26 protein-coding genes and 1 pseudogene are annotated in these 20,678 nt (G+C 31.0%); 21 read left to right on the plus strand and 6 right to left on the minus strand.

Features of this window, described 5'->3' with window-relative positions; all coding sequences use genetic code 11:
• Positions 1–45: 45 nt before the first annotated feature.
• Both FIA58_RS06100 and FIA58_RS06105 read right to left on the minus strand, forming a co-directional pair.
• On the minus strand, positions 46–591 hold the full coding sequence (locus FIA58_RS06100; protein WP_140961223.1) for a hypothetical protein: 546 nt from the start codon (positions 589–591) through the stop codon (positions 46–48).
• Positions 592–605: 14 nt separating this feature from the next.
• Positions 606–1,148, minus strand: coding sequence for a hypothetical protein (locus FIA58_RS06105; RefSeq protein ID WP_140961225.1), 543 nt, complete (start codon positions 1,146–1,148; stop codon positions 606–608).
• An 83-nt stretch (positions 1,149–1,231) separates the two neighbouring features.
• Between FIA58_RS06105 and FIA58_RS06110 the strand changes: the two genes are divergently transcribed.
• Complete coding sequence (locus tag FIA58_RS06110; RefSeq protein ID WP_165928863.1) at positions 1,232–1,483, plus strand: helix-turn-helix domain-containing protein; 252 nt, start codon at positions 1,232–1,234, stop codon at positions 1,481–1,483.
• A 175-nt stretch (positions 1,484–1,658) separates the two neighbouring features.
• Here FIA58_RS06110 and FIA58_RS06115 read toward each other — a convergent pair whose 3' ends face one another.
• Positions 1,659–2,039, minus strand: a complete 381-nt coding sequence (locus FIA58_RS06115; RefSeq protein ID WP_140961229.1) for a Fur family transcriptional regulator — start codon at positions 2,037–2,039, stop codon at positions 1,659–1,661.
• Positions 2,040–2,245: 206 nt separating this feature from the next.
• Here FIA58_RS06115 and FIA58_RS06120 point away from each other — a divergent pair, with 206 nt between their 5' ends.
• The 13 genes and pseudogenes from FIA58_RS06120 to FIA58_RS06180 all read left to right on the plus strand — a co-directional run.
• The gene (locus FIA58_RS06120; protein ID WP_394352409.1) at positions 2,246–3,154 is read left to right on the plus strand and encodes an NAD(P)/FAD-dependent oxidoreductase; all 909 of its coding nucleotides are present in this window, start codon (positions 2,246–2,248) and stop codon (positions 3,152–3,154) included.
• Between the two features lie 38 nt (positions 3,155–3,192).
• Positions 3,193–4,731: an MFS transporter gene (locus FIA58_RS06125; RefSeq protein ID WP_140961233.1), complete on the plus strand. Its 1,539-nt coding sequence runs from the start codon at positions 3,193–3,195 to the stop codon at positions 4,729–4,731.
• 10 nt (positions 4,732–4,741) lie between these two features.
• Positions 4,742–6,037 (plus strand): APC family permease, encoded by a 1,296-nt coding sequence (locus FIA58_RS06130; protein WP_243754641.1) that lies wholly within the window; start codon positions 4,742–4,744, stop codon positions 6,035–6,037.
• A 13-nt stretch (positions 6,038–6,050) separates the two neighbouring features.
• The gene (locus tag FIA58_RS06135) at positions 6,051–6,794 is read left to right on the plus strand and encodes a class I SAM-dependent methyltransferase (RefSeq protein ID WP_140961235.1); all 744 of its coding nucleotides are present in this window, start codon (positions 6,051–6,053) and stop codon (positions 6,792–6,794) included.
• Positions 6,795–6,857: 63 nt separating this feature from the next.
• The gene (locus FIA58_RS06140; protein ID WP_140961237.1) at positions 6,858–7,112 is read left to right on the plus strand and encodes a hypothetical protein; all 255 of its coding nucleotides are present in this window, start codon (positions 6,858–6,860) and stop codon (positions 7,110–7,112) included.
• A gap of 10 nt (positions 7,113–7,122) precedes the next feature.
• Positions 7,123–7,725: a class I SAM-dependent methyltransferase gene (locus FIA58_RS06145; protein WP_140961239.1), complete on the plus strand. Its 603-nt coding sequence runs from the start codon at positions 7,123–7,125 to the stop codon at positions 7,723–7,725.
• Between the two features lie 103 nt (positions 7,726–7,828).
• Entirely contained in the window at positions 7,829–8,737 is a 909-nt protein-coding gene (locus FIA58_RS06150) for a helix-turn-helix domain-containing protein (RefSeq protein WP_140961242.1), read from the plus strand.
• Positions 8,738–8,826: 89 nt separating this feature from the next.
• Positions 8,827–9,558: an SDR family oxidoreductase gene (locus FIA58_RS06155; protein ID WP_140961244.1), complete on the plus strand. Its 732-nt coding sequence runs from the start codon at positions 8,827–8,829 to the stop codon at positions 9,556–9,558.
• 187 nt (positions 9,559–9,745) lie between these two features.
• Complete coding sequence (locus FIA58_RS06160; protein WP_140961246.1) at positions 9,746–10,318, plus strand: Crp/Fnr family transcriptional regulator; 573 nt, start codon at positions 9,746–9,748, stop codon at positions 10,316–10,318.
• 73 nt (positions 10,319–10,391) lie between these two features.
• The gene (locus tag FIA58_RS06165; protein WP_140961248.1) at positions 10,392–10,829 is read left to right on the plus strand and encodes an SRPBCC domain-containing protein; all 438 of its coding nucleotides are present in this window, start codon (positions 10,392–10,394) and stop codon (positions 10,827–10,829) included.
• Between the two features lie 48 nt (positions 10,830–10,877).
• The gene (locus FIA58_RS06170) at positions 10,878–11,447 is read left to right on the plus strand and encodes a Crp/Fnr family transcriptional regulator (protein WP_140961250.1); all 570 of its coding nucleotides are present in this window, start codon (positions 10,878–10,880) and stop codon (positions 11,445–11,447) included.
• 78 nt (positions 11,448–11,525) lie between these two features.
• Positions 11,526–11,849, plus strand: coding sequence for a putative quinol monooxygenase (locus FIA58_RS06175; RefSeq protein ID WP_140961252.1), 324 nt, complete (start codon positions 11,526–11,528; stop codon positions 11,847–11,849).
• 121 nt (positions 11,850–11,970) lie between these two features.
• Positions 11,971–12,193 (plus strand): annotated as a pseudogene (locus FIA58_RS06180) (transposase); the annotation flags it as partial.
• A 179-nt stretch (positions 12,194–12,372) separates the two neighbouring features.
• On the opposite strand, the gene FIA58_RS06185 reads toward FIA58_RS06180, so the two are convergent.
• Positions 12,373–12,714: a winged helix-turn-helix transcriptional regulator gene (locus tag FIA58_RS06185; protein ID WP_140961254.1), complete on the minus strand. Its 342-nt coding sequence runs from the start codon at positions 12,712–12,714 to the stop codon at positions 12,373–12,375.
• Positions 12,715–12,822: 108 nt separating this feature from the next.
• Here FIA58_RS06185 and FIA58_RS06190 point away from each other — a divergent pair, with 108 nt between their 5' ends.
• The 3 genes from FIA58_RS06190 (at position 12,823) to FIA58_RS06200 (ending at position 15,359) form a co-directional block, all read left to right on the plus strand.
• Positions 12,823–13,359: a YceI family protein gene (locus tag FIA58_RS06190; RefSeq protein WP_140961256.1), complete on the plus strand. Its 537-nt coding sequence runs from the start codon at positions 12,823–12,825 to the stop codon at positions 13,357–13,359.
• Between the two features lie 102 nt (positions 13,360–13,461).
• Positions 13,462–14,424, plus strand: a complete 963-nt coding sequence (locus FIA58_RS06195; protein ID WP_140961258.1) for an NADP-dependent oxidoreductase — start codon at positions 13,462–13,464, stop codon at positions 14,422–14,424.
• A 2-nt stretch (positions 14,425–14,426) separates the two neighbouring features.
• Complete coding sequence (locus FIA58_RS06200; RefSeq protein ID WP_140961261.1) at positions 14,427–15,359, plus strand: helix-turn-helix domain-containing protein; 933 nt, start codon at positions 14,427–14,429, stop codon at positions 15,357–15,359.
• 67 nt (positions 15,360–15,426) lie between these two features.
• On the opposite strand, the gene FIA58_RS06205 is transcribed toward FIA58_RS06200, so the two are convergent.
• Positions 15,427–16,056, minus strand: a complete 630-nt coding sequence (locus FIA58_RS06205; protein WP_140961263.1) for an NAD(P)H-dependent oxidoreductase — start codon at positions 16,054–16,056, stop codon at positions 15,427–15,429.
• 109 nt (positions 16,057–16,165) lie between these two features.
• Here FIA58_RS06205 and FIA58_RS06210 point away from each other — a divergent pair, with 109 nt between their 5' ends.
• Positions 16,166–16,519 (plus strand): winged helix-turn-helix transcriptional regulator, encoded by a 354-nt coding sequence (locus FIA58_RS06210; protein WP_140961265.1) that lies wholly within the window; start codon positions 16,166–16,168, stop codon positions 16,517–16,519.
• A gap of 28 nt (positions 16,520–16,547) precedes the next feature.
• On the opposite strand, the gene FIA58_RS06215 is transcribed toward FIA58_RS06210, so the two are convergent.
• On the minus strand, positions 16,548–17,522 hold the full coding sequence (locus FIA58_RS06215) for a helix-turn-helix transcriptional regulator (RefSeq protein WP_140961267.1): 975 nt from the start codon (positions 17,520–17,522) through the stop codon (positions 16,548–16,550).
• Between the two features lie 92 nt (positions 17,523–17,614).
• Between FIA58_RS06215 and FIA58_RS06220 the strand changes: the two genes are divergently transcribed.
• The 3 genes from FIA58_RS06220 (at position 17,615) to FIA58_RS06230 (ending at position 20,678) form a co-directional block, all read left to right on the plus strand.
• Complete coding sequence (locus tag FIA58_RS06220) at positions 17,615–18,718, plus strand: FAD-dependent monooxygenase (RefSeq protein ID WP_140961269.1); 1,104 nt, start codon at positions 17,615–17,617, stop codon at positions 18,716–18,718.
• A gap of 684 nt (positions 18,719–19,402) precedes the next feature.
• Positions 19,403–19,543: a hypothetical protein gene (locus FIA58_RS06225; RefSeq protein WP_165928864.1), complete on the plus strand. Its 141-nt coding sequence runs from the start codon at positions 19,403–19,405 to the stop codon at positions 19,541–19,543.
• A 295-nt stretch (positions 19,544–19,838) separates the two neighbouring features.
• The gene (locus tag FIA58_RS06230) at positions 19,839–20,678 is read left to right on the plus strand and encodes an SDR family oxidoreductase (RefSeq protein ID WP_140961273.1); all 840 of its coding nucleotides are present in this window, start codon (positions 19,839–19,841) and stop codon (positions 20,676–20,678) included.

Below are 20,678 nucleotides of genomic sequence, written 5' to 3' on the forward strand. Positions count from 1 at the left end.
CTTAGAAGTCCTTTTGATTCATTTAATATTTTTTTTACTTTTAAATTAACTTGATATTGTTTCAATTACATCTAAAATTTCTTCAATTGATTCATCAGTAATTACACTTAAATCTAATTCATTTGCCAATCTCGAAATTTTCTTCAACAACATTTTTTCTACATCATCTCTTAAACCACTTTTTTCAGGTTCATAAAGTTTGTATGCAAATTCTCTACCTAATTTTATTTCAAATAAATCTTCATCCTCTTGAAACTCTTGCTTAATAAAATCATCATTATACTTAAAATAATTTTCATTCAATGATAAAAAATATAATGCCATCATATCCTGCTCATCTAAACTATTTAAAAAATAATTTAAATAATTTATTACTTCGGGTAGCGTATCCAAATTAAAATCTCCTTGATGGTAATTTAAAGTTTCTAAAAGTGGATTTATATTTTCTGTATTTAATTTATTAAATCTTTTTGAAAAGTGAGTAAATGAAAAGTGGTAGAAAAAATCTTTTAGTAAGATTTGCTTGGCATACCGACACATTATTTCATTTACTTGCTTGGTAACAATTAATTTTTCATTGACAGAAATCATAAAATCTATTTTAATTAAACTAAAGTTTTTGGATTGGTATTTCTCGAATAAATTTCTAAATATTCATTTTCTGTAATTTGATTATCATAAACATATTCAAAATAAAATAGTTCTTCAAAATAGAGAGCAAAAAATCTTTTAATGTAAAAATTGACGTTGTCATTTTGAATATAAATAAATAATTGTTTAATAATTTCTTCTCTAACATTTTCAATATTATTAATACTAATATCATTATTATTAATTTTTGCTTGAAAGATTATTATATCAATATAGAGAGGATCAGCAATTATGATTTTAAAAGTAGAAAATCTATCTTCTTTTGAAAAATTATTCAAAATAATTTCGGTTTGCTTTCCAATATATTCTTCTATTATACAACTGTCCTTTTCATAATTACTTTTTGTTTGCAAAAAATCTTTGCATATATCTGTTTTACCATTATCAAATACTGGTTTATCTGGTTTTCCAAATAAGATTTGGTTAAGAAGAGGTTCTAATATTTGGTAATTGACTTTTTCAGTTTCTTTCATTGGAGATGTATTGGTGTTTATCATTTCAAATATATAAAAAAATGCAATGCATACAACCCCTAAAATACAATCACTTATAAACTATGCATTTTATTCATTTTTGTAAAATGCCAAGAGAAAGAAAAAATCCTATACCAGAAATTGTAGCTTTATTTGGAAAGAGAATAAAACAACTACGAATTGAAAGAAAAATGTCCCAAATGGATGTGGGTGCTGCTTTAGGAATTGATAGAGAAAATATAAGAAAATATGAAAAAGGGCTACAAGAACCTAAATTATCTACTATTGTGAAATTTGCAGAATTATTTGAAGTTGATTATAATAATTTAATTCAACCAAAAAAATGTAATGAACTTTAAACTAATAAAAGAACTGTTTAAGAATAAACAGTTCTTTTATTAGTTTAATTTAAATATTAGTCTATTCAAAAAATTGTATGTTTATATAGTATAAAACTAAAATGTCAGAATTTTAATTTTTTAAAATTCAATCAAACCGACACTATCCTAAAAAGTGTGTAATTAAATTCCTTATTTAATAACATTCGCTACAAACACCTGTAAGTACACAATTTACACTCTCAACATTATAGCCTTTTTCAAGTGCAAAATGCACAGGTACAGGCAGGCATTCAATAGTTTCACATTTAGTGCAACGAAAATGAAAATGATGTAAAGGTGTTCTTATAGAGCTATCATCGCACTTCACGCATACTGCAAAATACTGTTTCCCATCCTCAGCAACTATTCTATGAAGAACCCCATCCTCACAAAAGCGATTTAAAACACGATAAATAGTAGCTCTATTGATATCAATATTTATCTTTTGCTCAATCGCATCTTGACTCATTGCTTTACCAGTATTTAATATAACGGCTAAAACAGCTTCTTTTGTGGGTGTATTTCTTCTCTTCATAAATTAACGCGATTTATTCGCAATTATTTATTGCGATATTATTGCAATATTATTAAATAATAATATATTTGCAAAATAAATTAATGCGACTTAATTGCATTTGTTTTGTTTTTATGAATAGAAGAGACCTTATAAAACAAGGAAGTTTGGCTGCTTTAGGGGTTGCTTTACCTATGCCGCTAATTAATTTTACAGAATACATAAATATGGGAGAAAATAAAAGTTTTGAAGTTATCATAGTTGGTGGCAGTTACGCAGGTCTTTCTGCAGCAATGGCATTAGGACGTTCCTTACGTAGCGTTCTAATTATTGATAGTGGCAAGCCTTGTAACCAACAAACACCTCATTCTCATAATTTTATTACACAAGATGGGGTAAAGCCTTCTGAAATTGCTAAAAAAGCCAAAGAACAGGTTTTGGAGTATAATACCGTTAAATTTCTTAATGATCTCGCCATAAGCGGAAAGAAAACCGAAAACGGATTTATAATTACTACAGAATCTGGAGGAGAATTTAAAGCGAAGAAATTAATTTTTGCTACAGGAATTAAAGATACAATGCCAAATATAAAAGGTTTTGCAGCATGTTGGGGTATTTCAATAGTACATTGCCCATACTGTCACGGTTATGAATTACGAAATAAAAAAACTGGAATTGTGGCAAATGGAGACCGTGCTTTTCATTTGGCTTCATTAGTTAATAACTTAACCAATAATATTACCATCTTGACCACTGGTAAAGCAGATTTTAACAAAGAACAATTAACAAAGTTTGACAACCACAACATAAAAATTATTGAAACTGAAATTTCGGAAATTGAACACGAAAACGGACAGGTAAAAAATGTACTTTTTAATAACAGTAATAAAATAAACTTTGAGGGCATCTACGCAGCATTGCCTTTCACTCAACATTCCCACATTCCTGTTTCGTTAGGTTGTGAATTGAATGAACACGGTTTCATTAAAACGAACGGTTATCAAAAAACAACTATTGAAGGTGTTTATGTTTGTGGTGACAACAGTTCTATGATGCGTTCTGTAGCTACTGCTGTTTATACTGGAAATTTAACAGGGGCAATGATAAACAAAGAACTAACAGACGAACAATTTTAAACTTAATATAAATTCAGAAAGATTATTTAATAAACAGAATGATAACAAATAAAGAAAAACAAGAAACGTATGTTCCTGTAGAACATAATTCACGTCAACTACGTGCAATTTTAGTAACCGTATGTATCGCCCTTATGGCAGTTATAGCATCTGTTTCTGGATTAAATGTAGCTCAACCCAATCTAGCAATAGAATTTAAAGCTTCTCAGAACACAGTACTTTGGATGATTAATATTTATACCATTAGTTTAGCGGCACTATTATTACCTCTTGGTGCTCTTGGTGACCGTTTAGGTCGCAGACCTATTTTACTAGCAGGTTTAATTATTTTTGGTATAGCAAATCTAGCTGCTGGTATTTCCACTTCATCAGCAATGATAATTGTTGCAAGGTTACTAAGTGGTATAGGAGCAGCAATGATCATGCCTATTACACTTGCAGTTATTACTTCAACTTTCCCATCTGAAGAACGCTCAAAAGCCATTGGAATTTGGACTGCGGTTGCAGGTGGTGGTGGTATTATTGGCATGTATCTTTCTGCGGTTTTGGTTGATTATGCAAATTGGCGTTGGCTTTTCGTGCTTCCTATCGTATTGGTTATTGTTTCATTTATTATGGCACTTCGCTTTATACCTAACTCTTTCGAAAAAACAATCCACAGATTTGATTTTGGGGGTTCAATTTTATCAGTAATAGGAATAATAGGAATTGTTTATGCGCTTCATGAAGCGCCTAGTTTGGGATGGACAGAGCCTTTTGTATTGGTAAACCTAGTAGTTGGGCTTCTCTCCATATTTGGTTTTATGTTATGGGAATTGCGTCAAAAAGCTCCTTTACTTGATTTGAAATTTTTTAGCAAAAGAGGTCTTTCAAGTGGTTCTGTATCACTATTAGTTGTTTTTGGCGTGCAAGCGGGTATTTTTGTGGTACTCTTCCCTTATTTTCAGGCGGTACTTGGTTGGTCTGGGCTTCGTGCTACTTTCGGGATGATGCCCATGGCGATATTAATGATGCTTGCATCAGGACTAGCCCCAAAACTAAGTTCTCATATTGGAAATCGTTTTACAATGGCTGTTGGAATTATATTATTTGGAGTCGGATTAACTCTTTTAGCTACATTGGTTTCTGTTGATGGCGGTTATCTTTCGGTGCTTCCTGGAATGCTAGCTATGGGTTTAGGGATGGGTATCTCTATGACTCCTTCTACCGAAGCAATTACTTCTGCATTACCAGCAGAAAACCAAGGTGTTGCCTCGGCACTCAACGACCTTACTCGCGAATTAGGTACAGCACTTGGTGTCGCCTTACTGGGCGCTTTTGTTACTGCTGGCTACAGCAATGCTATTGACAATCGACTTCATGAGTTTCCATCTAAAATTACTTCAATTGCTCGTGAAGGTATTGTAACCGCTTTGGAAATTGCTCCCAATCTAGGTTCTCAATCAAATATGCTAATTATAGCCGCTAAAGAGTCATTTATTATTGGTTGGCAACAGGCTATGTGGATAGGTACAGTTGTGATGGCTGTTTTGCTTATTTATATATTAGTTATGGGACCAAAAACAGATAAAAAGTAAAATAATTAAATTGAAAACGACAAGCTCTTTTACTAATAAAATAAGCGCCTTAACAGGAATTGCTATTGTGGTTGCCAATATGATTGGTACGGGAGCATTTACAAGTTTAGGATTTCAATTAAATGATTTAAAAAATCCAGTAGCAATACTTACGTTGTGGATATTAGGAGGAGTATTAGCCTTGTCAGGGGCTTTTAGTTATGCAGAAGTAGGTACAGCTATTAAAAAATCGGGTGGAGAATATATTTTTCTTTCGCACATTTATCATCCTCTGGTTGGATATTTATCAGGCTGGATTTCATTAACGGTTGGTTTTGCTGCACCAGTTGCATTATCCGCCATTGCTGTAGTAACATATTTTCCATTTGCAAACCTTCCATTAAAATGGACAAGTATTGCTTTGGTAGGGCTTATTACACTCATTCATACTTTTAGCTTAAAAACAAGTTCAAAATTCCAGAATATTAGTACACTTCTAAAAATTATTTTAATAGCAACATTAATAATCATAGGGTTGATTCTACCAAAAACATCAGGAACTAGTTTTACAGAAGCTAATTATTTTACCGAAATAACTTCTGGTGCATTTGCCATTGCACTTATCTACGTTAGTTATTCTTATTCTGGATGGAATGCAGCAACCTATATTACTGAAGAATTTAAAAGTCCCAAGAAATCATTGCCTGTAGCATTAATAGGGGGCACTTTTATTGTAATGGTTCTTTATACATTTTTACAATACATTTTCTTAAAAATGGTTTCAATCAGTAAGTTAACAGGACAATTAAATGTTGGCACAATTGTCGCGCAAAAGATGTTTGGTGACAGTGTCGGGAATCTATTCAGTTTGGCAATATCACTACTGTTAATTTCAGGAATAAGTGCAATGGTTTGGGTAGGACCAAGAGTAACATCGAGTATGGCAAAAGATTATCCGCTATGGCGTTTATTTCAAAACAACAAAAATGAGATTCCGAAAAAAGCATTATGGTTACAATTTAGTATTACTACTATTTTCTTACTAACAGGTACTTTTGAGCAAATATTAATTTATTGTGGTGTTCTTTTAACACTTTCATCTGCACTTACCGTTTTAGGTGTATTTGTATTAAGGAAAAACAAAACGCATAATAGCTCATCAGGATTTAAAAGTCCGTTATTTCCCTTTTTTCAAATTTTATTTCTGTTGTTCTCTATTGGAATGATTTTTTTCGCATTAAAGCAATACACTTTTGAAACAATAATGGGAGTAAGTAACCTGTTTATTGGGTATGGAACTTGGCTTATCAACAAAAAATTAATTTAAAAACAATAAGAAAATGACAAAACAAAAATTATTAATTCAATCTTTAAGACTATTATTTGTAGTTGCTTTATTTACGTCGTGTAATAATATTAAAAAGCAACCGGATTCAGATGAAAATAATGAAACGCATAATCAGCACAAAGATGCCAATCACGAAAAACCATCACATGCAACACACGGATTTACAGACAAGGTAACTGTAGAAGAACTTACAAAAAGGTTTGAGTCATCCGAGAGAGATTCTGTTGAACAACCACAAAAAATAGTACAATTTCTTGGAGAAATTCAAAATAAAACGATATTGGATATTGGAGCAGGAACGGGTTACTATGCAGTTAGATTTGCCGATAAAGGAGCAAAAGTTATTGCAGCCGATGTGAGTGATCAATTTCAGGATTATTTGAAACAACGCATTGAAAAGAACAATATCAAAAATATTGAACTTAGAAAAACACCTTATGACAGTCCATTACTAAAAGATGGTGAAGTTGATATTGTCTTCATTGCAAATACCTATCATCATATTGAAAATAGAACGGAGTACTTCGCCAAAGTAAAGAAGGGTCTAATAATGAATGGAGAATTAATCGTTTTAGATTACTTTAATGTCGATTTTCCAAAGGGAATAATGGCTCCACCTATGAAAATGAGAGTATCTGTTGATCAAGCAGTTTTTGAATTGAAAAAAGCAGGTTTTACTACTTTTGAAGTTGAAGTAAATGCTTTGCCTTATCACTATATTATTAAAGCGAAGTAAACAGTTTATAGTACTACTTATAGCTCTAATTAATAAATATTATATTGCACCTAAACCATTATTATGACAGAAGTTTTTACCACTAACATACAAAACACTACTCAAGCAGACCGTATTTTAAAGATTCTTAAAAATAGTTTTTCTGAATTGAAAATTAATTTTGATTTTAATGATTTTGATACTACGGAAACACGCTATCCTTGTACCCATAGTATATTACGTGTAGAAGGGATTTTAATTGATTTAAATGCTATTACTTCAATTTTAAATAAATTTGGATTTATGTGTGATGTTTTAGAAGATAAAATTTGTAAATAAATAAAAAATTATGACAGAATTCTGGGAAGAAAATTTTATAGATAAACAAGAAATGTGGGGTTTAAATCCTGCAAAATCTACAGTTTTAGCAAATGATTTTTTTGTAGCAAATGGCGTGAAAGATGTTCTCATTCCTGGAATTGGTTATGGAAGAAATGCTCAGGTTTTTAGAGAGAATGGCATGACCGTAACAGGAATAGAAATATCAAAAACAGCAATTGAGTTAGCAAGAAAACATTACGGAACGGAAATGACCATTTATCATGGCTCTGTAACAGATATGCCATTTAACAATAAGCAGTATGATGGAATATTTTGCTATGCTTTAATCCATTTATTGGACAGCAACGAAAGACAAAAACTAATCCAAGATTGTTATAATCAATTAACAGAAAATGGGTTTATGGTTTTTACTGCCATAACCAAAGAAGCGACAAATTATGGAAAAGGAGAATTAATCAGTAAAGACCGTTATGAATTTCATAAAGGAGTAAAAATATTCTATTACGACGAAGAGTCAGTCAAAACGGAATTTGAAGAATTCGGACTATTTGAAATTATTAAAGTAGATGAAAACCAACCCATGTTATTGATTAAATCTAAAAAAGATTGATAATGTAAATCTGAAAAATATTGAATAAAATTCTCAAAAATATTTAAATACGAGAAGTTAGTGTAATTTTGTGTACGATATTTGTTTTTCATAACTTTGAATTATGAATAAAAGACAAACATTAGAAGATTTATATGAATACAGATACAATTGGATTCCTGATAATCTAAAAGATGGCATTGGGCATTTTAATGTTTTTAAGCTGGATGATTTTATTGGGGAGAATCCAAAACCCTTGTCATTTAACCGAAGGGTCTATTTTAAAATAACCTTACTATTTGGAAAAAGTAGATTGCACTATGCCGATAAGGTTATCTATATTGATAAACAGGCACTAGTTTTTTCCAATCCTCAAATCCCTTATAGTTGGGAGTCGATAGGCAATAAACAATCGGGTTTTTTCTGTGTTTTTACGGAAAGTTTTTTTAAGCAATTTGGAAAACTAATAGATTATCCAATATTCCAACCAAACGGAAATCTAGTATTTGAATTAACGGATAAACAAGTGGATATTTTTAAACATATTTTTCTAGAAATGTTCAATGAAATCAACTCCGATTATCCTTATAAATATGATGTGCTAAGGAATTTGACATTTGAAGCTATCCATAAGGCGATGAAAATTCAGCCAATACAATTGCCGGAAACTTCTGTTTCTAATGGTGCCGAAAGAATATCTTCCTTATTTATGGAACTATTGGAAAGACAATTTCCTATAGAAAACACCAACCAAAGTATAGAGTTGCGTTTTGCTTCCGAATACGCAAATCGATTGAATATTCACGTCAATCATCTAAATAGGACTCTGAAAGAAAAAATGAAGTTGAGCACAAAAGAAATTATTGCGAATAGAATACTACAAGAAGCTAAACTACTCTTGAGACATACCACTTGGAATATTTCCCAAATTGGTTATTGCCTCGGATTCGAAGATGTTTCAAATTTTTCCCTTTTCTTTAAAAAGAATACGCAATTATCTCCTTCACAATTCAGAAACAAAATAATTGTTTGATTTTAATAAAAACCTGTTTGAAGTTTATAATAAAATCTTGCTATTGAATATCACCTTTGTACTATTCAATAATTAAAAGAAATTAAAGTATGAAAAATAGTAAAACAGCACTTATAACAGGGGCAAACAAAGGAATTGGGTTTGAAACTGCCAAACAATTAGCTACACTTGGGTACAATGTATATTTAGGAAGCCGAAACAAAGCAAATGGAATAAAGGCTGTTGAAGAACTAAATAAGCTAGGGATTACAAATGTTGATAAGTTAGAAATTGATGTTGCCAACAAAAAATCCATTCTAAATGCGAAAGAAGAGTTAAAAACAAAAATTTCTCATCTTGATGTTTTGATCAATAATGCTGGTATTTCTGGTATCGTTTCTAATCCACCTTCCATCGATTCCATTGATAATGTGCGAAATGTTCTTGAAACCAATTTTTTTGGAGCCATTCAAGTAACACAACATTTTCTTGACTTTTTAAATAAATCAAACGCACCAAGAATTGTAAACGTTTCAAGTGAATTAGGCTCATTAGCATTACAAAGTGACCCAGAATGGGAGTTTTACCCTTATAAAGTATTTGCATACAATACTTCAAAAACAGCCTTAAATTCATTTACTGTAATGTTGGCTCACGAATTTAAAGACACTGCTCTCAAGATAAATAGTGTAGCTCCAGGATATACAGCAACTGATTTAACTGATTTTGGTGGAGAAAGAACTCCTGATATGGGAGCCAAAGTAATTGTTAAATATGCTACACTTGATACCAACGGTCCAACTGGAAAGTTTTTTAACGAAGATGGAGAAGTTACTTGGTAATCGATAAGTAAGAAACTATCACAAACGAAGAACTGAGTTAAAAAAACTAGCTAATTAATTGATGTAAAAAGGGCTTGTGTTTTTATGAAAAACCTACAAGTTCATTAATAGACGGAAACTTCTTGTATATTTATACGCTACATTTCATGCTCAAATTGTTAGCAGTAATGTAAAATAGCTACAAAATATGAAAGAATTTGAACACTATATAAAATCGTACTTTGGAATTGTTCAAGAGGAGGACTTAAAAAACATAGTTTCATTCTTTAAATTGAAGACTATTCAAAAAGGGAATTTTTTGCTTAAACCTAATAGCGTTTGCGAGAAACTTTGTTTTGTTGAATCAGGAATTTTAAGAACTTACAGAACAACAGACACCAAAGAAATTACATTATGGATTTCTAAAAAAGGTCACTTTTCAGCAGATATTTCAAGTTTTATTTTTGAAATAGTTTCACAATGGGAGATCCAAGCCTTGGTTGACACCGAAGTTTACATAATTACGAAAGAAGATTATAATAAAATAGGAGCATTAGTACAAAAATGGCCTGAGTTTGAAAAAACATTTACTATAAGTTGTTTTTCAGTTTTGGAAGAAAGAGTTTTTAGTCATTTATCAATGACAGCAGAAGAAAGGTATGAATCATATTTTCAACAAAATAAAGAGCTTTTTAATCAAGTTCCATTACAATATATAGCTTCATTTCTTGGAATGACCCCAGAAACGTTTAGTAGAATTAGAAAAAAGCAACTTTTGTAAATTCTTGATTTTTGTCAAGTAGAAAGTATTCTTTTTGCCTGACCTTTGTCGCTAAATATAAATGTTTAGCAAAATGTCAAAATTAATAAGAACGGAAATTCTAATTAACGTATCCCCAAAAAAGGTTTGGACAATTCTTCAAAAATTTGAAGACTACCCAAATTGGAATCCTTTTATAAATTTAATAAAAGGAGATTTTAAAGTTGGAAATCAAATAAAGGTAACTATAACACCACCTGGTTCTAAACCGATGACTTTTAAACCGAAAGTATTAACCTATAAGTTCAATAAAGAATTAAGTTGGCTTGGTAGTTTATTGTTTACAGGTATTTTTGATGGGGCACACAAATTTGAACTTATTGACAATGGAAATGGAACAACAACTTTTATTCAAAGTGAAAATTTTAAAGGAATACTCGTGCCTCTTTTCAAAAATAGTTTAGAAAAAAATACAAAAAATGGTTTTGAACTTATGAACTTGAAATTGAAAGAATTGGCTGAATCTAAATAATAACTACCGCTATAAACTCTTGTAACTCACTTTTACTAACTTGCGACCATGAAAGAATTGACAGAATACATCTTACAGTTTGGAAATTTAAACAAACAGCAAATTGACTTGATAGAAAGAAAAACAACTGTATTAGAGTTGAAAAAGGGTGAGTACTTTTCTGAAGCTGGAAAAATACCACAGCAAGTAGGTATTATTGTAGAAGGAATTCTTCGTGTTTGTTATTACAATAATAAAGGTGAAGAAATCACACGTTATTTTATAGATGAAAACCACTTGGTTGTCGATATAAAAAACTTTGAGGCAAATACAGAATCTGCCGAATATGTACAAGCAATTACGGATTGTAAATTATTCGTGTTTTCTAAACAAGCTTGGGAAGAACTTTTAAACACCATAGTTGGTTGGGATGCCATTGTAAACAAAATAATTAAAAAAGCATTAATCATAAAATTAGAACGAAGAAGTCCTTTAATAGAGCAAGATGCAACTGCACGTTATTTGGCTTTTTTGAAAAAATATCCAAAGCTTACGAACCGTATTCCGTTGTCCTATTTGGCTTCATATTTAGGTATTACCCAATCTACATTAAGTAGAGTAAGAAAAAATCTTAATTAAGGCGTTTTTTGATATAAGGCAAAAGATTTTGTTTTTGAGAGCTGCACTTTTGTATCATCAATTTAAAATAATAATAAGATGGTAGAAAAAATAAATAGCTACGTTACCGTGCTTTGGGAAGCAAAAGCTAAAAAAGGAATGGAATCCAAAATGAAGACATTTATTACCAATGCTGTTACTGCATCACGTTACGAATTTGGATGTATCGACTACGAAGCTCACGAAGTTGAGGGGCAATCAGGAAAATTTATCATATTAGAACGTTGGGTAAGTATGGAAGCACTTCAAGAGCATTTGAATTCACCAAGAGTCAAAGAAAAAGGACCTGAACTGGTAGAAATGATGGCAGGTTCTATAGAAGATGGTATCCGTTTTTTACATCCTTTTCGTCCTATACAATAAACTTATTTGTAATCAAACTAGAGCCCTGAAATTAATTTTAGGGCTTTTGACAAGCGAAATTTGTAAATAAGACAGATATGAAATGTTTGGTGGTGTACAGATGTTCTTTTATGATAGAGAATCGTGGAAAGAAAATTGGGAAGAACTTACCGTGTTTTTTGACTTCCCAATAGAAATTAGGAAAATAATTTACACTACAAATCTAATCGAAAACCTTAATGGAAAGATTAAAAAATACATAAAAAAAATAATTATCTTTCCCCACAGATGACGCTGTTTTAAAATCCGTATATATAGCTCTGAGAGAAGCAACCGAAAAAGGGTCAATGCCAATCCAAAACTAGGGATTAATCCTCAATCAGTTCTTAACTATATTTGAAAAAAGGGTTCAACTTTAATATAAAAGTCAAACCCCATTATTATTAATTTACACACTTTGCGAGATAGTGTCTGTAGAAAAGGAAATTAATGAAATATTAGAATTCAAATGAATAAGTGAAATCTATTATTTTAAAGTAATCTTCTATTTGCCAATTATTTCTTTACGAAAGTGAACACCCCAATCTAAAATTTCATCAAGCAACTTTTTCATTGACAAACCCAGTGGTGTTAGAGAATATTCAACAGTTACTGGCATACTATCATAGAGTTTTCGCTTGATTATTTTATTTGTTTCTAGCACTTTTAATTCTTGCGAAAGCATCTTTGGTGAAATATCTACAATATCTCTTTGTAGTTCACCAAATCTTTTGTTGCCAAATGTCAGAGCAACTATTATAGGTATTCTCCATTTACCCTGAATAACTTCTAAAACATCTCTAGTTACTAACATTTTATGTTGACAAACTTCTTCTTTCTGATTCATTTTTATTTTACTTACTTAAAGGTAACTACTTACTTATAGGTAATAAGTATATATTGAATAGCAAAAGTATATAATTTTGTCAAATAAAAATAAAATTTAATAAAAATCATGACAAATTCAAAAAAATGGGTAATTGACCCAATGCATTCAGAAGTATTATTTAAAATTAAACACTTAGTCATTTCAACAGTAACAGGTTCTTTTAACAAATTTGAAGGAAACATAATCACCACCGAAGATAGTTTTAATAATGCAAAAATTAATTTTTCAATAGATGTAAAAAGCATTGATACCAATCAGGAACAGCGTGATGCACATTTACAAAGTGGCGATTTTTTTGCTGCTGAAGAATTTCCAAATATTATTTTTGAATCTACTTCATTTAATTTTAATGGTAGTCCTCACAACAAACTAATTGGTAATTTAACAATGAAAGGAGTTACAAAACCAGTTGAATTAAATGTTGATTATGGAGGATCAGAAGATAATGGACACGGTGTTTTAAAACATGGATTTGAAGTAACAGGAATTGTTAATAGAATAGAATTTGGAATGACATGGAATAAATTGACTGATACTGGTGGACTAGGCTTAGGAGAAAACATTAAATTGATTGCTAATATTCAGGTGGCAGAAGAAATTTAAGAGAGAATAGTATATTCACTTTTGACTATTACAAAGTCAAATTCGGTTACTTTTATATTTTATTTGATATTTAATTTTGCCTTAACATTAAATTATATAAAAATGAAAGCAATAAGAATTGATGAGTTTGGAGGTACAGAAGTTTTAAAATTAGTAAATATTGACCGTCCAATTCCAGAAAATGATGAAATTTTAGTTAAGGTGTATTCAAGCAGTGTAAATCCTGTTGACTGTACTATGAGAAATGGTGGTAATGAAATTTTAAGACCATTTTTAAAATTACCAATGATTTTAGGTTGCGATGTTGCAGGTATTGTTGAAGAAGTTGGTAGCGAAGTAACAAACTTTAAAAAAGGTGATGCAGTGTATGGCTGTCCTAATTTTCCAGGTGATGGAAGTTATGCCGAATTTGTGGCTGCAAAATCTAATAGATTTGCAATTAAGCCTAGCAACATTTCTTTCAACCACGCAGCTGCTGTACCATTAACATCTTTAGTTGCATGGGAAGGTATTTTTGAATTAGGTAAGTTAGAAAAAGGACAAAAAATTCTAATTCAAGGAGCTTCAGGTGGTGTTGGTAGCTTTGCAGTGCAGATTGCAAAAGCAAAAGGTGCTTATGTTATAGGTGTTGCCTCAACCGATAATGTTGAATATTTAAAGCAATTAGGTTGCGATGAAGTTTTTGATTATAAATCTCAAGATTTTGAAAACATCTTAAAAAATATAGATTTGGTTTTCGATGCTTCACCAATTAGAAATGATATTGATCGATTAAAATCTGTAAAAGTTTTAAAAAATGGTGGTATTTTTGTAAGTGTTAATGTTGATTATCCTTTTAGTGAAATCGTGAATGAAGAAATGGATAATAAAAATGTTATTGGAAAAATGGTTGCTGGTCAAAATCATGCAAACTTATCTGAAATTGCAGAACTAATTAGTGAAAACAAAGTTAATGTTTTTGTGAGTAAAGTATTTCCTTTAGAACAAGTAGCTGAAGCACACAAGGAAAGTGAAACATGGCATGTTCGTGGTAAATTAGTTTTAGAAGTAAGAAAAGAAATTTAAAAATGAAAAATACTAAATTCCATAAAATAAAATCAATTCATGAATTTCATAAATTCAGAGAACTGCCTCCACCTGAGCATCCTTTAATAAGTATTATAAATGTTGAAAATGTTAAAAGTATTAATAGCGACGAACCAAAAAATTTACTTTTAGATTTTTATGTTATAGCACTAAAGCAAAACTTCAATAATAAAGGAAGTGTTCTTTTAAAATATGGACAACAAAAATATGATTTTGATGAAGGTACTATGTCGTTTATGTCCCCAAATCAGGTTTTTAGTATTACTGTAGAAAATGAAATTAAAATCAAACAATCAGGATGGGTTTTACTAGTCCATCCTGATTTTTTATGGAATACTGCTTTGGCTAATAAAATAAAAAAATATGATTTTTTTGATTATTCAGTCAACGAAGCTTTGTTTCTCTCTCAGAAAGAAGAAACAATCATTAATAATATTATTACAAGTATCAAACAAGAGTATTACTCTAATATAGATGATCACACACAAGATGTAATAATTGCGCATTTAGAATTACTGCTTTCTTATGCAGAAAGGTTTTATCATAGACAATTTAATACTAGAAAAATAAGCAATCATCAAATTTTGGAAAAATTAGAAGTTTTGCTTACAAACTATTTTAATAGCGAAGATTTAAGTCAAAAAGGATTGCCAACTGTTCAATTTATCTCTGAAAATCTAAACGTTTCTATTAGTTACTTAAGTCGTTTATTGAAAAGATTAACTGGTCAAAGTACCCAACAACACATCCATGACAAGCTAATTGAAAAAGCAAAAAGTAAGCTCTCTACCACAGAATTATCTGTAAATGAAATTGCTTACGAATTAGGCTTTGAACATTCACAAAGCTTTAGTAAGTTGTTTAAGAGTAAAGTTGAAATGAGTCCATTAGATTTTCGGGCTTCGTTTAATTAATTTAGAATCCATAAAAACCAAATACTGACTGTGAATTCAGCATTTAGTTCAATTGAATAATACCCTTTTACACAACTTCAATAGCAAATTCTTCTATCGGCAATCGTACTTTTTTCAGGCTTACCATATAATCATTTTCAGCATCGCGGTAGCCCAAAGCAAGCAATACCACACTTTTTAATCCTTTTTCTTTTAACCCTAAAAGAGTATCAAATTTTGCTGCATCAAAACCTTCCATTGGAGTTGAATCTACTTGCAAATTAGCGGCAGCAATTAAGCCTGTGCCCAAACCAATATAGGCCTGCCTTGCCGACCAATTGAAATGCTCTTTATCTGTTCTGGAGAGCAATCCACCCACCATTGCATTTTTATAATCCGCCAAATTTTCTATTGGCATATTTCTTTGGCTGGCTGCCAATTGTATATAGTTTTCTATCATTTCTTTTGTGACAGTATCAAAAGCAGCAAATACCAAAAGATGGGAAGCTTCACTAATTTGAGCATTAAAAGAATCTTTGCCTAATTCTTTTCTTAATTCTTGATTTTCAATTATCAAAACTCTATAGGTTTGCATACCTGTTGATGATGCCGATAAATTGATGGTTTCCACTATTTCATTCACTTTTTCGGTTGACACTTTTTTTTCGCTAAATTTTTTAGTAGCATATCTCCAGTTTAATACTTCTTTTAAATCCATTTTTCGTTTATTTTAAAATTTTATAGGGCAAAATTATATTTAATAAGTGAATAAAAGTAACTTTGTGTCATAAAGTAATAGTGACAAACGAGTAACCAACTGACAAATTATGGAAACGGAAGTAAAAACACCAGTTAAAGAATGTGCTAATGCCATATTAGCTATACAAGATGTAATGGATATTTTAGGCGGCAAATGGAAGGTGTCTATCATTACCTGTTTGTGTTTCGACAAAATGAGATACAGCGACTTGCTGAAAGAAGTAAAAGGTATTTCAGGCAAAATGCTCAGCAGGGAGCTGAAAGAGCTTGAAGCAAATGAGCTGATCACAAGAACTGTTTTGAATACCCAACCCATTACCGTAGAATATGCCATTACTGAATACGGAGCTACTTTGGAAAATGTAACCAAAGTAATTGCCGCTTGGGGTTTAAATCACCGAAAAAAAATAATGGGGAAGTAAACGTGTCTTTTAGCGAGCCAAGCAAGTTTTAATTGCTTTCGCTCATAGCAAACTTCTTAGGCTTCATGCCAATGTGTTCTTCAAATACTTTCCCAAAATGGCTAAGGTTTGTAAATCCTAACTTAAAGCCAACTTCCGATACATTAAGACTTTCTTCTTTAAGTAATCTTGCGGCTTCTTTCATGCGTATTTGTTGGTAATAGTCGTAGATACCCATTCCAAAAACCTGTGTGAATATTTTACGGAGTTTTAACTCATTCATGCTAGCAATTTTAAGTAAGTCAGCAATTGTAGCTGGCTTGTCTAATTGTTTTACGAGAAAGTCTCGCACATTGTAAATGGTCACTATCTCATTAGCGGTTAAGTTTTTATGATTATTGTCTTTGCGTTTTGATAGGTCTCTGAATAGGAAATATACCAATTCCAATGCTTTTAATTTAAAATAGAATTGTGCCAAGGCAATTTCTTTTTCTGATGTGATTTCGTGTATCACTCGTATAATATCTTCCGACATTATTTCTTCTATCCAAAACAGATTTTCTTGGTCTAGTAAATGTAGAAATGGCTCTTCTTCATCATTCAAAAATTCTTTTAAATAGCGATATGTAATTAATACAAGTAGCTGTTTTTTATGAATACTTTTTTCTATGGTCAGTTGATCGAATACATTTAGGGGACCAATCCTAATGTGCGGAATTTCTTCAATGATATGGAAATCATCTGTTTCACTCGAATGCAGTCCGTCGTCAAAAACATTATTAAACGAGAGTAACAAACAAGGCTCAGAAGTGTCGGCAAATTGCCGCTCTATCATAAAGTCTTCCTGCGATACAAAACTGCGGGTCATCATGACCAAATCGGGTAAATAATCATAAATATTTAAAGTTGTAAACTTTACTTTGTCAAATAGCTCCTTTACCTGTTTGGCATCCTCAACGCCTATTTTATGAGCAATGTCAATGAATTTCTCTATGTCTGTGTTTTTTATATTTAATTTACCCATCGTTAATTTATTCGAGTATTTTTATAATTTTTTCAAATATTTTATTTGTAAAAATAAAAATAAATTTGCATTATAATTTTAAATGAAGAAAAATGAAGAAAAAATCAGTATTAATTTCAGGAGCAAGCATTGCAGGACTAACAATGGCTTATTGGATGAAACGGTATGGATATAAAGTTACAGTGGTGGAAATTGGAGTGGCACCAAGAATGGGTGGCTCACCAATTGATGTAAGGGGTGATTCTTTAGACACCGCAAAACGTATGGGAATATTTGATGCTATTAAAGCAGCAAGGTTAACAATGGGATTAGAATTTTTGAATGGAAAAGGGGAAGTTGAAGGTAAAATAAAGGTTAATGAGCTTGGAGCCATTCGACCGGGAGAAGATACAGAAATTCGCAGAGATGATTTGGTAAATATCTTATACTCAACTGTCAAAGAGGGTGTAGAATACAAATTCAGCAACCGTATAACATTATTAAATCAAGACGAGGAAAAAGTAGAAGTTACTTTTAAGGACGGCACGTCAGAAACTTATGATTTTGTCTTTGGTGCAGATGGGATTCATTCAGGAGTTAGAAATTTAGTGTTCGGTAAGGAAGAACAATATAGCCATTTTTTGAACTTTTACTATACAGGCTTCCCTGTAGATGTTAGTTTAGGTAAGAAAAATTATGGTCAAGTATATACGACTACTAAGGGTTTTGCAGTGATTTATCATTATAGTGATGTTTTTGCAGATGGATTCATAGCGTTTAAATCATCAGAAAATATTTCGTTTGATTATAAAGATACAGAAGCACAGAAGCAAATCGTATTAGACAATTTTAAAGAAACTGGCTGGAAAGTAACAGAGTTGAAAGAGGCATTGGTTAAAGCAAACCATTTTTACTTTGATCAAGGTTGTCAAATTAAAATGGAAACTTGGACAAATGGAAGAGTGGCTTTAATTGGTGATGCAGGTTATGCACCAGCTTTTCCTACAGGTATGGGAAGTACACTAGCTATGCAGGGAGCTACAACATTAGCAGATGCGTTGGCTGAAAATGAAGATTACAAAATAGCATTTCAAAAATATAATGAAATGTTTCGACCAACTGTTGATGCTTTACAGGCAACTGTCTACAATGGGCTTTCATTTTTGCTTCCCGAAACACAAGAGACAATTGATGCCAGAAATAAAGGAATGAAGTAAAACACCGCTTTTGATTAATTTTATTATGAAAATTGCTATTAAATTCCAACCATCAATCAAGTTTCTACTTGATATTCCAATATGGTTTGAATAACACCTTATTATCAAGATGTAGCAAAAATAGCAAAAGAAGTTGAATGTGGATTTACCAAGATATTAAGCAAAAAAATAAATTAGAAAAATGGTATATATTTTCAAAACATCTGTCAAAACAAAAATACAAGTAGAGGTACTCAAAGCCCATATCAACAATAATCTACCTAATGCAAAATGGAATTTTGACCTTGAAGATTGTGACAAAATTTTACGAATAGATAGTGATGATAATAATGCAGTTTTGAAAATAATGTTACTAGTTAATAGGTTTGGCTTTGAATGTGAGGAGTTGTTGTAAAGTTTTATAGAGTTTGGGACGTCAATTAACTAACTTTTGCCACATGACAAATGTTTTTTGAATTAATTAATTTTGTATTGCTAATTTAAAATCAAAATAACAAAAACAAAAACAATTACTTAACTATACTATGGAAAGTAAAGACAAAAACAGGAATTGAAGCTGAAATGAAATCATTTATTACAGGTCTTATAACAGTATCTCAATATGTTGTTGTTTGTATTGACTACAAAGCACACGAAGTCGAAGATAAACTTTGTATGTTTATTATATTTGAAAAAGTGGAAATTATGACAGATTTACAAGGGCATCTCAATTCTGACAGAGTTAAAGAAAAAGATCTAAAATTATTAAAAATGATGGAAGGTTCCATTGATGAAGGCATTTGTTTTTACATCCTTTTCGTCCTCTACAATAAACTCACTTCATAGTTAGACTAAGCCCTGAAATTAATTTTAGGCTTTTGGTCAAGGAAAACTTATAAATAAAGACAGATATGAAATGTTTGGTGGAGTACAAATATTCTTTTACGACTGAAAATCAATTCAAGAAGAGTTTAGTAATTTTGGATTGCTTGAAATATCAGAAATAAAAGAAAATTATTTTTTTACATTATTAAGTGTAAAAAAAAGAAAGTAACTATTCTAGTTACAACAATCATAGATTTGGTTACATTACCTAAATGTGTTCTACGGAATTTTGTATTATTAATTTAAATACAAAAAAATGGACACAAAAAAAGTATGGTTTGTAACTGGAGCATCAAAAGGATTAGGATTAAGTATTGTTAAAAAATTATTAGCTAGTGAATATAAAGTTGTTGCAACATCAAGAGATGTAAATTCATTAATTAATGTTATTGGAAATGCATCATCAAATTTTTTACCACTACAAGTTGATTTGTTGAAAGAAGAAAGTGTTTCATTTGCTATTAACGAAGCAATAAAAGTTTTTGGAAAAATTGATGTAGTGGTAAACAATGCAGGATATGGACAAGCAGGAACATTAGAAGAATTAAGCGATGAAGAATCTCGAAAAAACTTTGATGTTAATGTTTTTGGTTTGTTAAATGTTATTCGCAAAGTAATGCCACAATTACGAGCACAAAAATCAGGACATATTATTAATATTTCTTCAGTAGGAGGATTTATTGGTAATTTTCCAAGCTTTGGAGTGTATTGTGCTACAAAATATGCTGTTGTAGGTCTTACAGAAGCATTATCTGCCGAAGTAAATGGTTTTGGTATTAAAGCAACTGTAGTATATCCGGGTTATTTTAGAACTAACTTTTTAGATGAAGGTTCTTTTGTTTTACCTAAAACCCCTATTACAGAATATGAAAATGCAAGAGCAATAGAAAAATTTCATATTGATGAAATAAGAGGAAATCAAGCTGGTGATCCAAATAAAGCGGCTACTGTTTTACTTGAAATTGCAGAGCAAGAAAAACCACCGTTTCATTTGTTCTTAGGTAGTGATTCTTATCAATATGCTAAACAAAAAATAGAAATTATAGAAAACGAATTAGAAATTAATAAAACATTAGCAACTTCTACTGATTTTTAA

Source organism: Flavobacterium jejuense (genome assembly GCF_006491595.2).
Lineage (GTDB): Bacteria > Bacteroidota > Bacteroidia > Flavobacteriales > Flavobacteriaceae > Flavobacterium > Flavobacterium jejuense.

Bases quoted from the DNA above. Each gene is read 5' to 3' on its own strand.
- FIA58_RS06230 (WP_140961273.1), top strand. From the start codon at position 19,839: ATGGACACAAAAAAAGTATGGTTTGTAACTGGAGCATCAAAAGGATTA.
- FIA58_RS06220 (WP_140961269.1), top strand. From the start codon at position 17,615: ATGAAGAAAAAATCAGTATTAATTTCAGGAGCAAGCATTGCAGGACTA.
- FIA58_RS06140 (WP_140961237.1), top strand. From the start codon at position 6,858: ATGACAGAAGTTTTTACCACTAACATACAAAACACTACTCAAGCAGAC.
- FIA58_RS06120 (WP_394352409.1), top strand. From the start codon at position 2,246: ATGGGAGAAAATAAAAGTTTTGAAGTTATCATAGTTGGTGGCAGTTAC.
- FIA58_RS06175 (WP_140961252.1), top strand. From the start codon at position 11,526: ATGGTAGAAAAAATAAATAGCTACGTTACCGTGCTTTGGGAAGCAAAA.
- FIA58_RS06155 (WP_140961244.1), top strand. From the start codon at position 8,827: ATGAAAAATAGTAAAACAGCACTTATAACAGGGGCAAACAAAGGAATT.
- FIA58_RS06205 (WP_140961263.1), bottom strand. From the start codon at position 16,056: ATGGATTTAAAAGAAGTATTAAACTGGAGATATGCTACTAAAAAATTT.
- FIA58_RS06225 (WP_165928864.1), top strand. From the start codon at position 19,403: ATGACAGATTTACAAGGGCATCTCAATTCTGACAGAGTTAAAGAAAAA.
- FIA58_RS06150 (WP_140961242.1), top strand. From the start codon at position 7,829: ATGAATAAAAGACAAACATTAGAAGATTTATATGAATACAGATACAAT.
- FIA58_RS06210 (WP_140961265.1), top strand. From the start codon at position 16,166: ATGGAAACGGAAGTAAAAACACCAGTTAAAGAATGTGCTAATGCCATA.
- FIA58_RS06110 (WP_165928863.1), top strand. From the start codon at position 1,232: ATGCCAAGAGAAAGAAAAAATCCTATACCAGAAATTGTAGCTTTATTT.
- FIA58_RS06145 (WP_140961239.1), top strand. From the start codon at position 7,123: ATGACAGAATTCTGGGAAGAAAATTTTATAGATAAACAAGAAATGTGG.
- FIA58_RS06200 (WP_140961261.1), top strand. From the start codon at position 14,427: ATGAAAAATACTAAATTCCATAAAATAAAATCAATTCATGAATTTCAT.
- FIA58_RS06170 (WP_140961250.1), top strand. From the start codon at position 10,878: ATGAAAGAATTGACAGAATACATCTTACAGTTTGGAAATTTAAACAAA.
- FIA58_RS06135 (WP_140961235.1), top strand. From the start codon at position 6,051: ATGACAAAACAAAAATTATTAATTCAATCTTTAAGACTATTATTTGTA.
- FIA58_RS06215 (WP_140961267.1), bottom strand. From the start codon at position 17,522: ATGGGTAAATTAAATATAAAAAACACAGACATAGAGAAATTCATTGAC.
- FIA58_RS06185 (WP_140961254.1), bottom strand. From the start codon at position 12,714: ATGAATCAGAAAGAAGAAGTTTGTCAACATAAAATGTTAGTAACTAGA.
- FIA58_RS06100 (WP_140961223.1), bottom strand. From the start codon at position 591: ATGATTTCTGTCAATGAAAAATTAATTGTTACCAAGCAAGTAAATGAA.
- FIA58_RS06160 (WP_140961246.1), top strand. From the start codon at position 9,746: ATGAAAGAATTTGAACACTATATAAAATCGTACTTTGGAATTGTTCAA.
- FIA58_RS06115 (WP_140961229.1), bottom strand. From the start codon at position 2,039: ATGAAGAGAAGAAATACACCCACAAAAGAAGCTGTTTTAGCCGTTATA.
- FIA58_RS06165 (WP_140961248.1), top strand. From the start codon at position 10,392: ATGTCAAAATTAATAAGAACGGAAATTCTAATTAACGTATCCCCAAAA.
- FIA58_RS06125 (WP_140961233.1), top strand. From the start codon at position 3,193: ATGATAACAAATAAAGAAAAACAAGAAACGTATGTTCCTGTAGAACAT.
- FIA58_RS06195 (WP_140961258.1), top strand. From the start codon at position 13,462: ATGAAAGCAATAAGAATTGATGAGTTTGGAGGTACAGAAGTTTTAAAA.
- FIA58_RS06105 (WP_140961225.1), bottom strand. From the start codon at position 1,148: ATGATAAACACCAATACATCTCCAATGAAAGAAACTGAAAAAGTCAAT.
- FIA58_RS06190 (WP_140961256.1), top strand. From the start codon at position 12,823: ATGACAAATTCAAAAAAATGGGTAATTGACCCAATGCATTCAGAAGTA.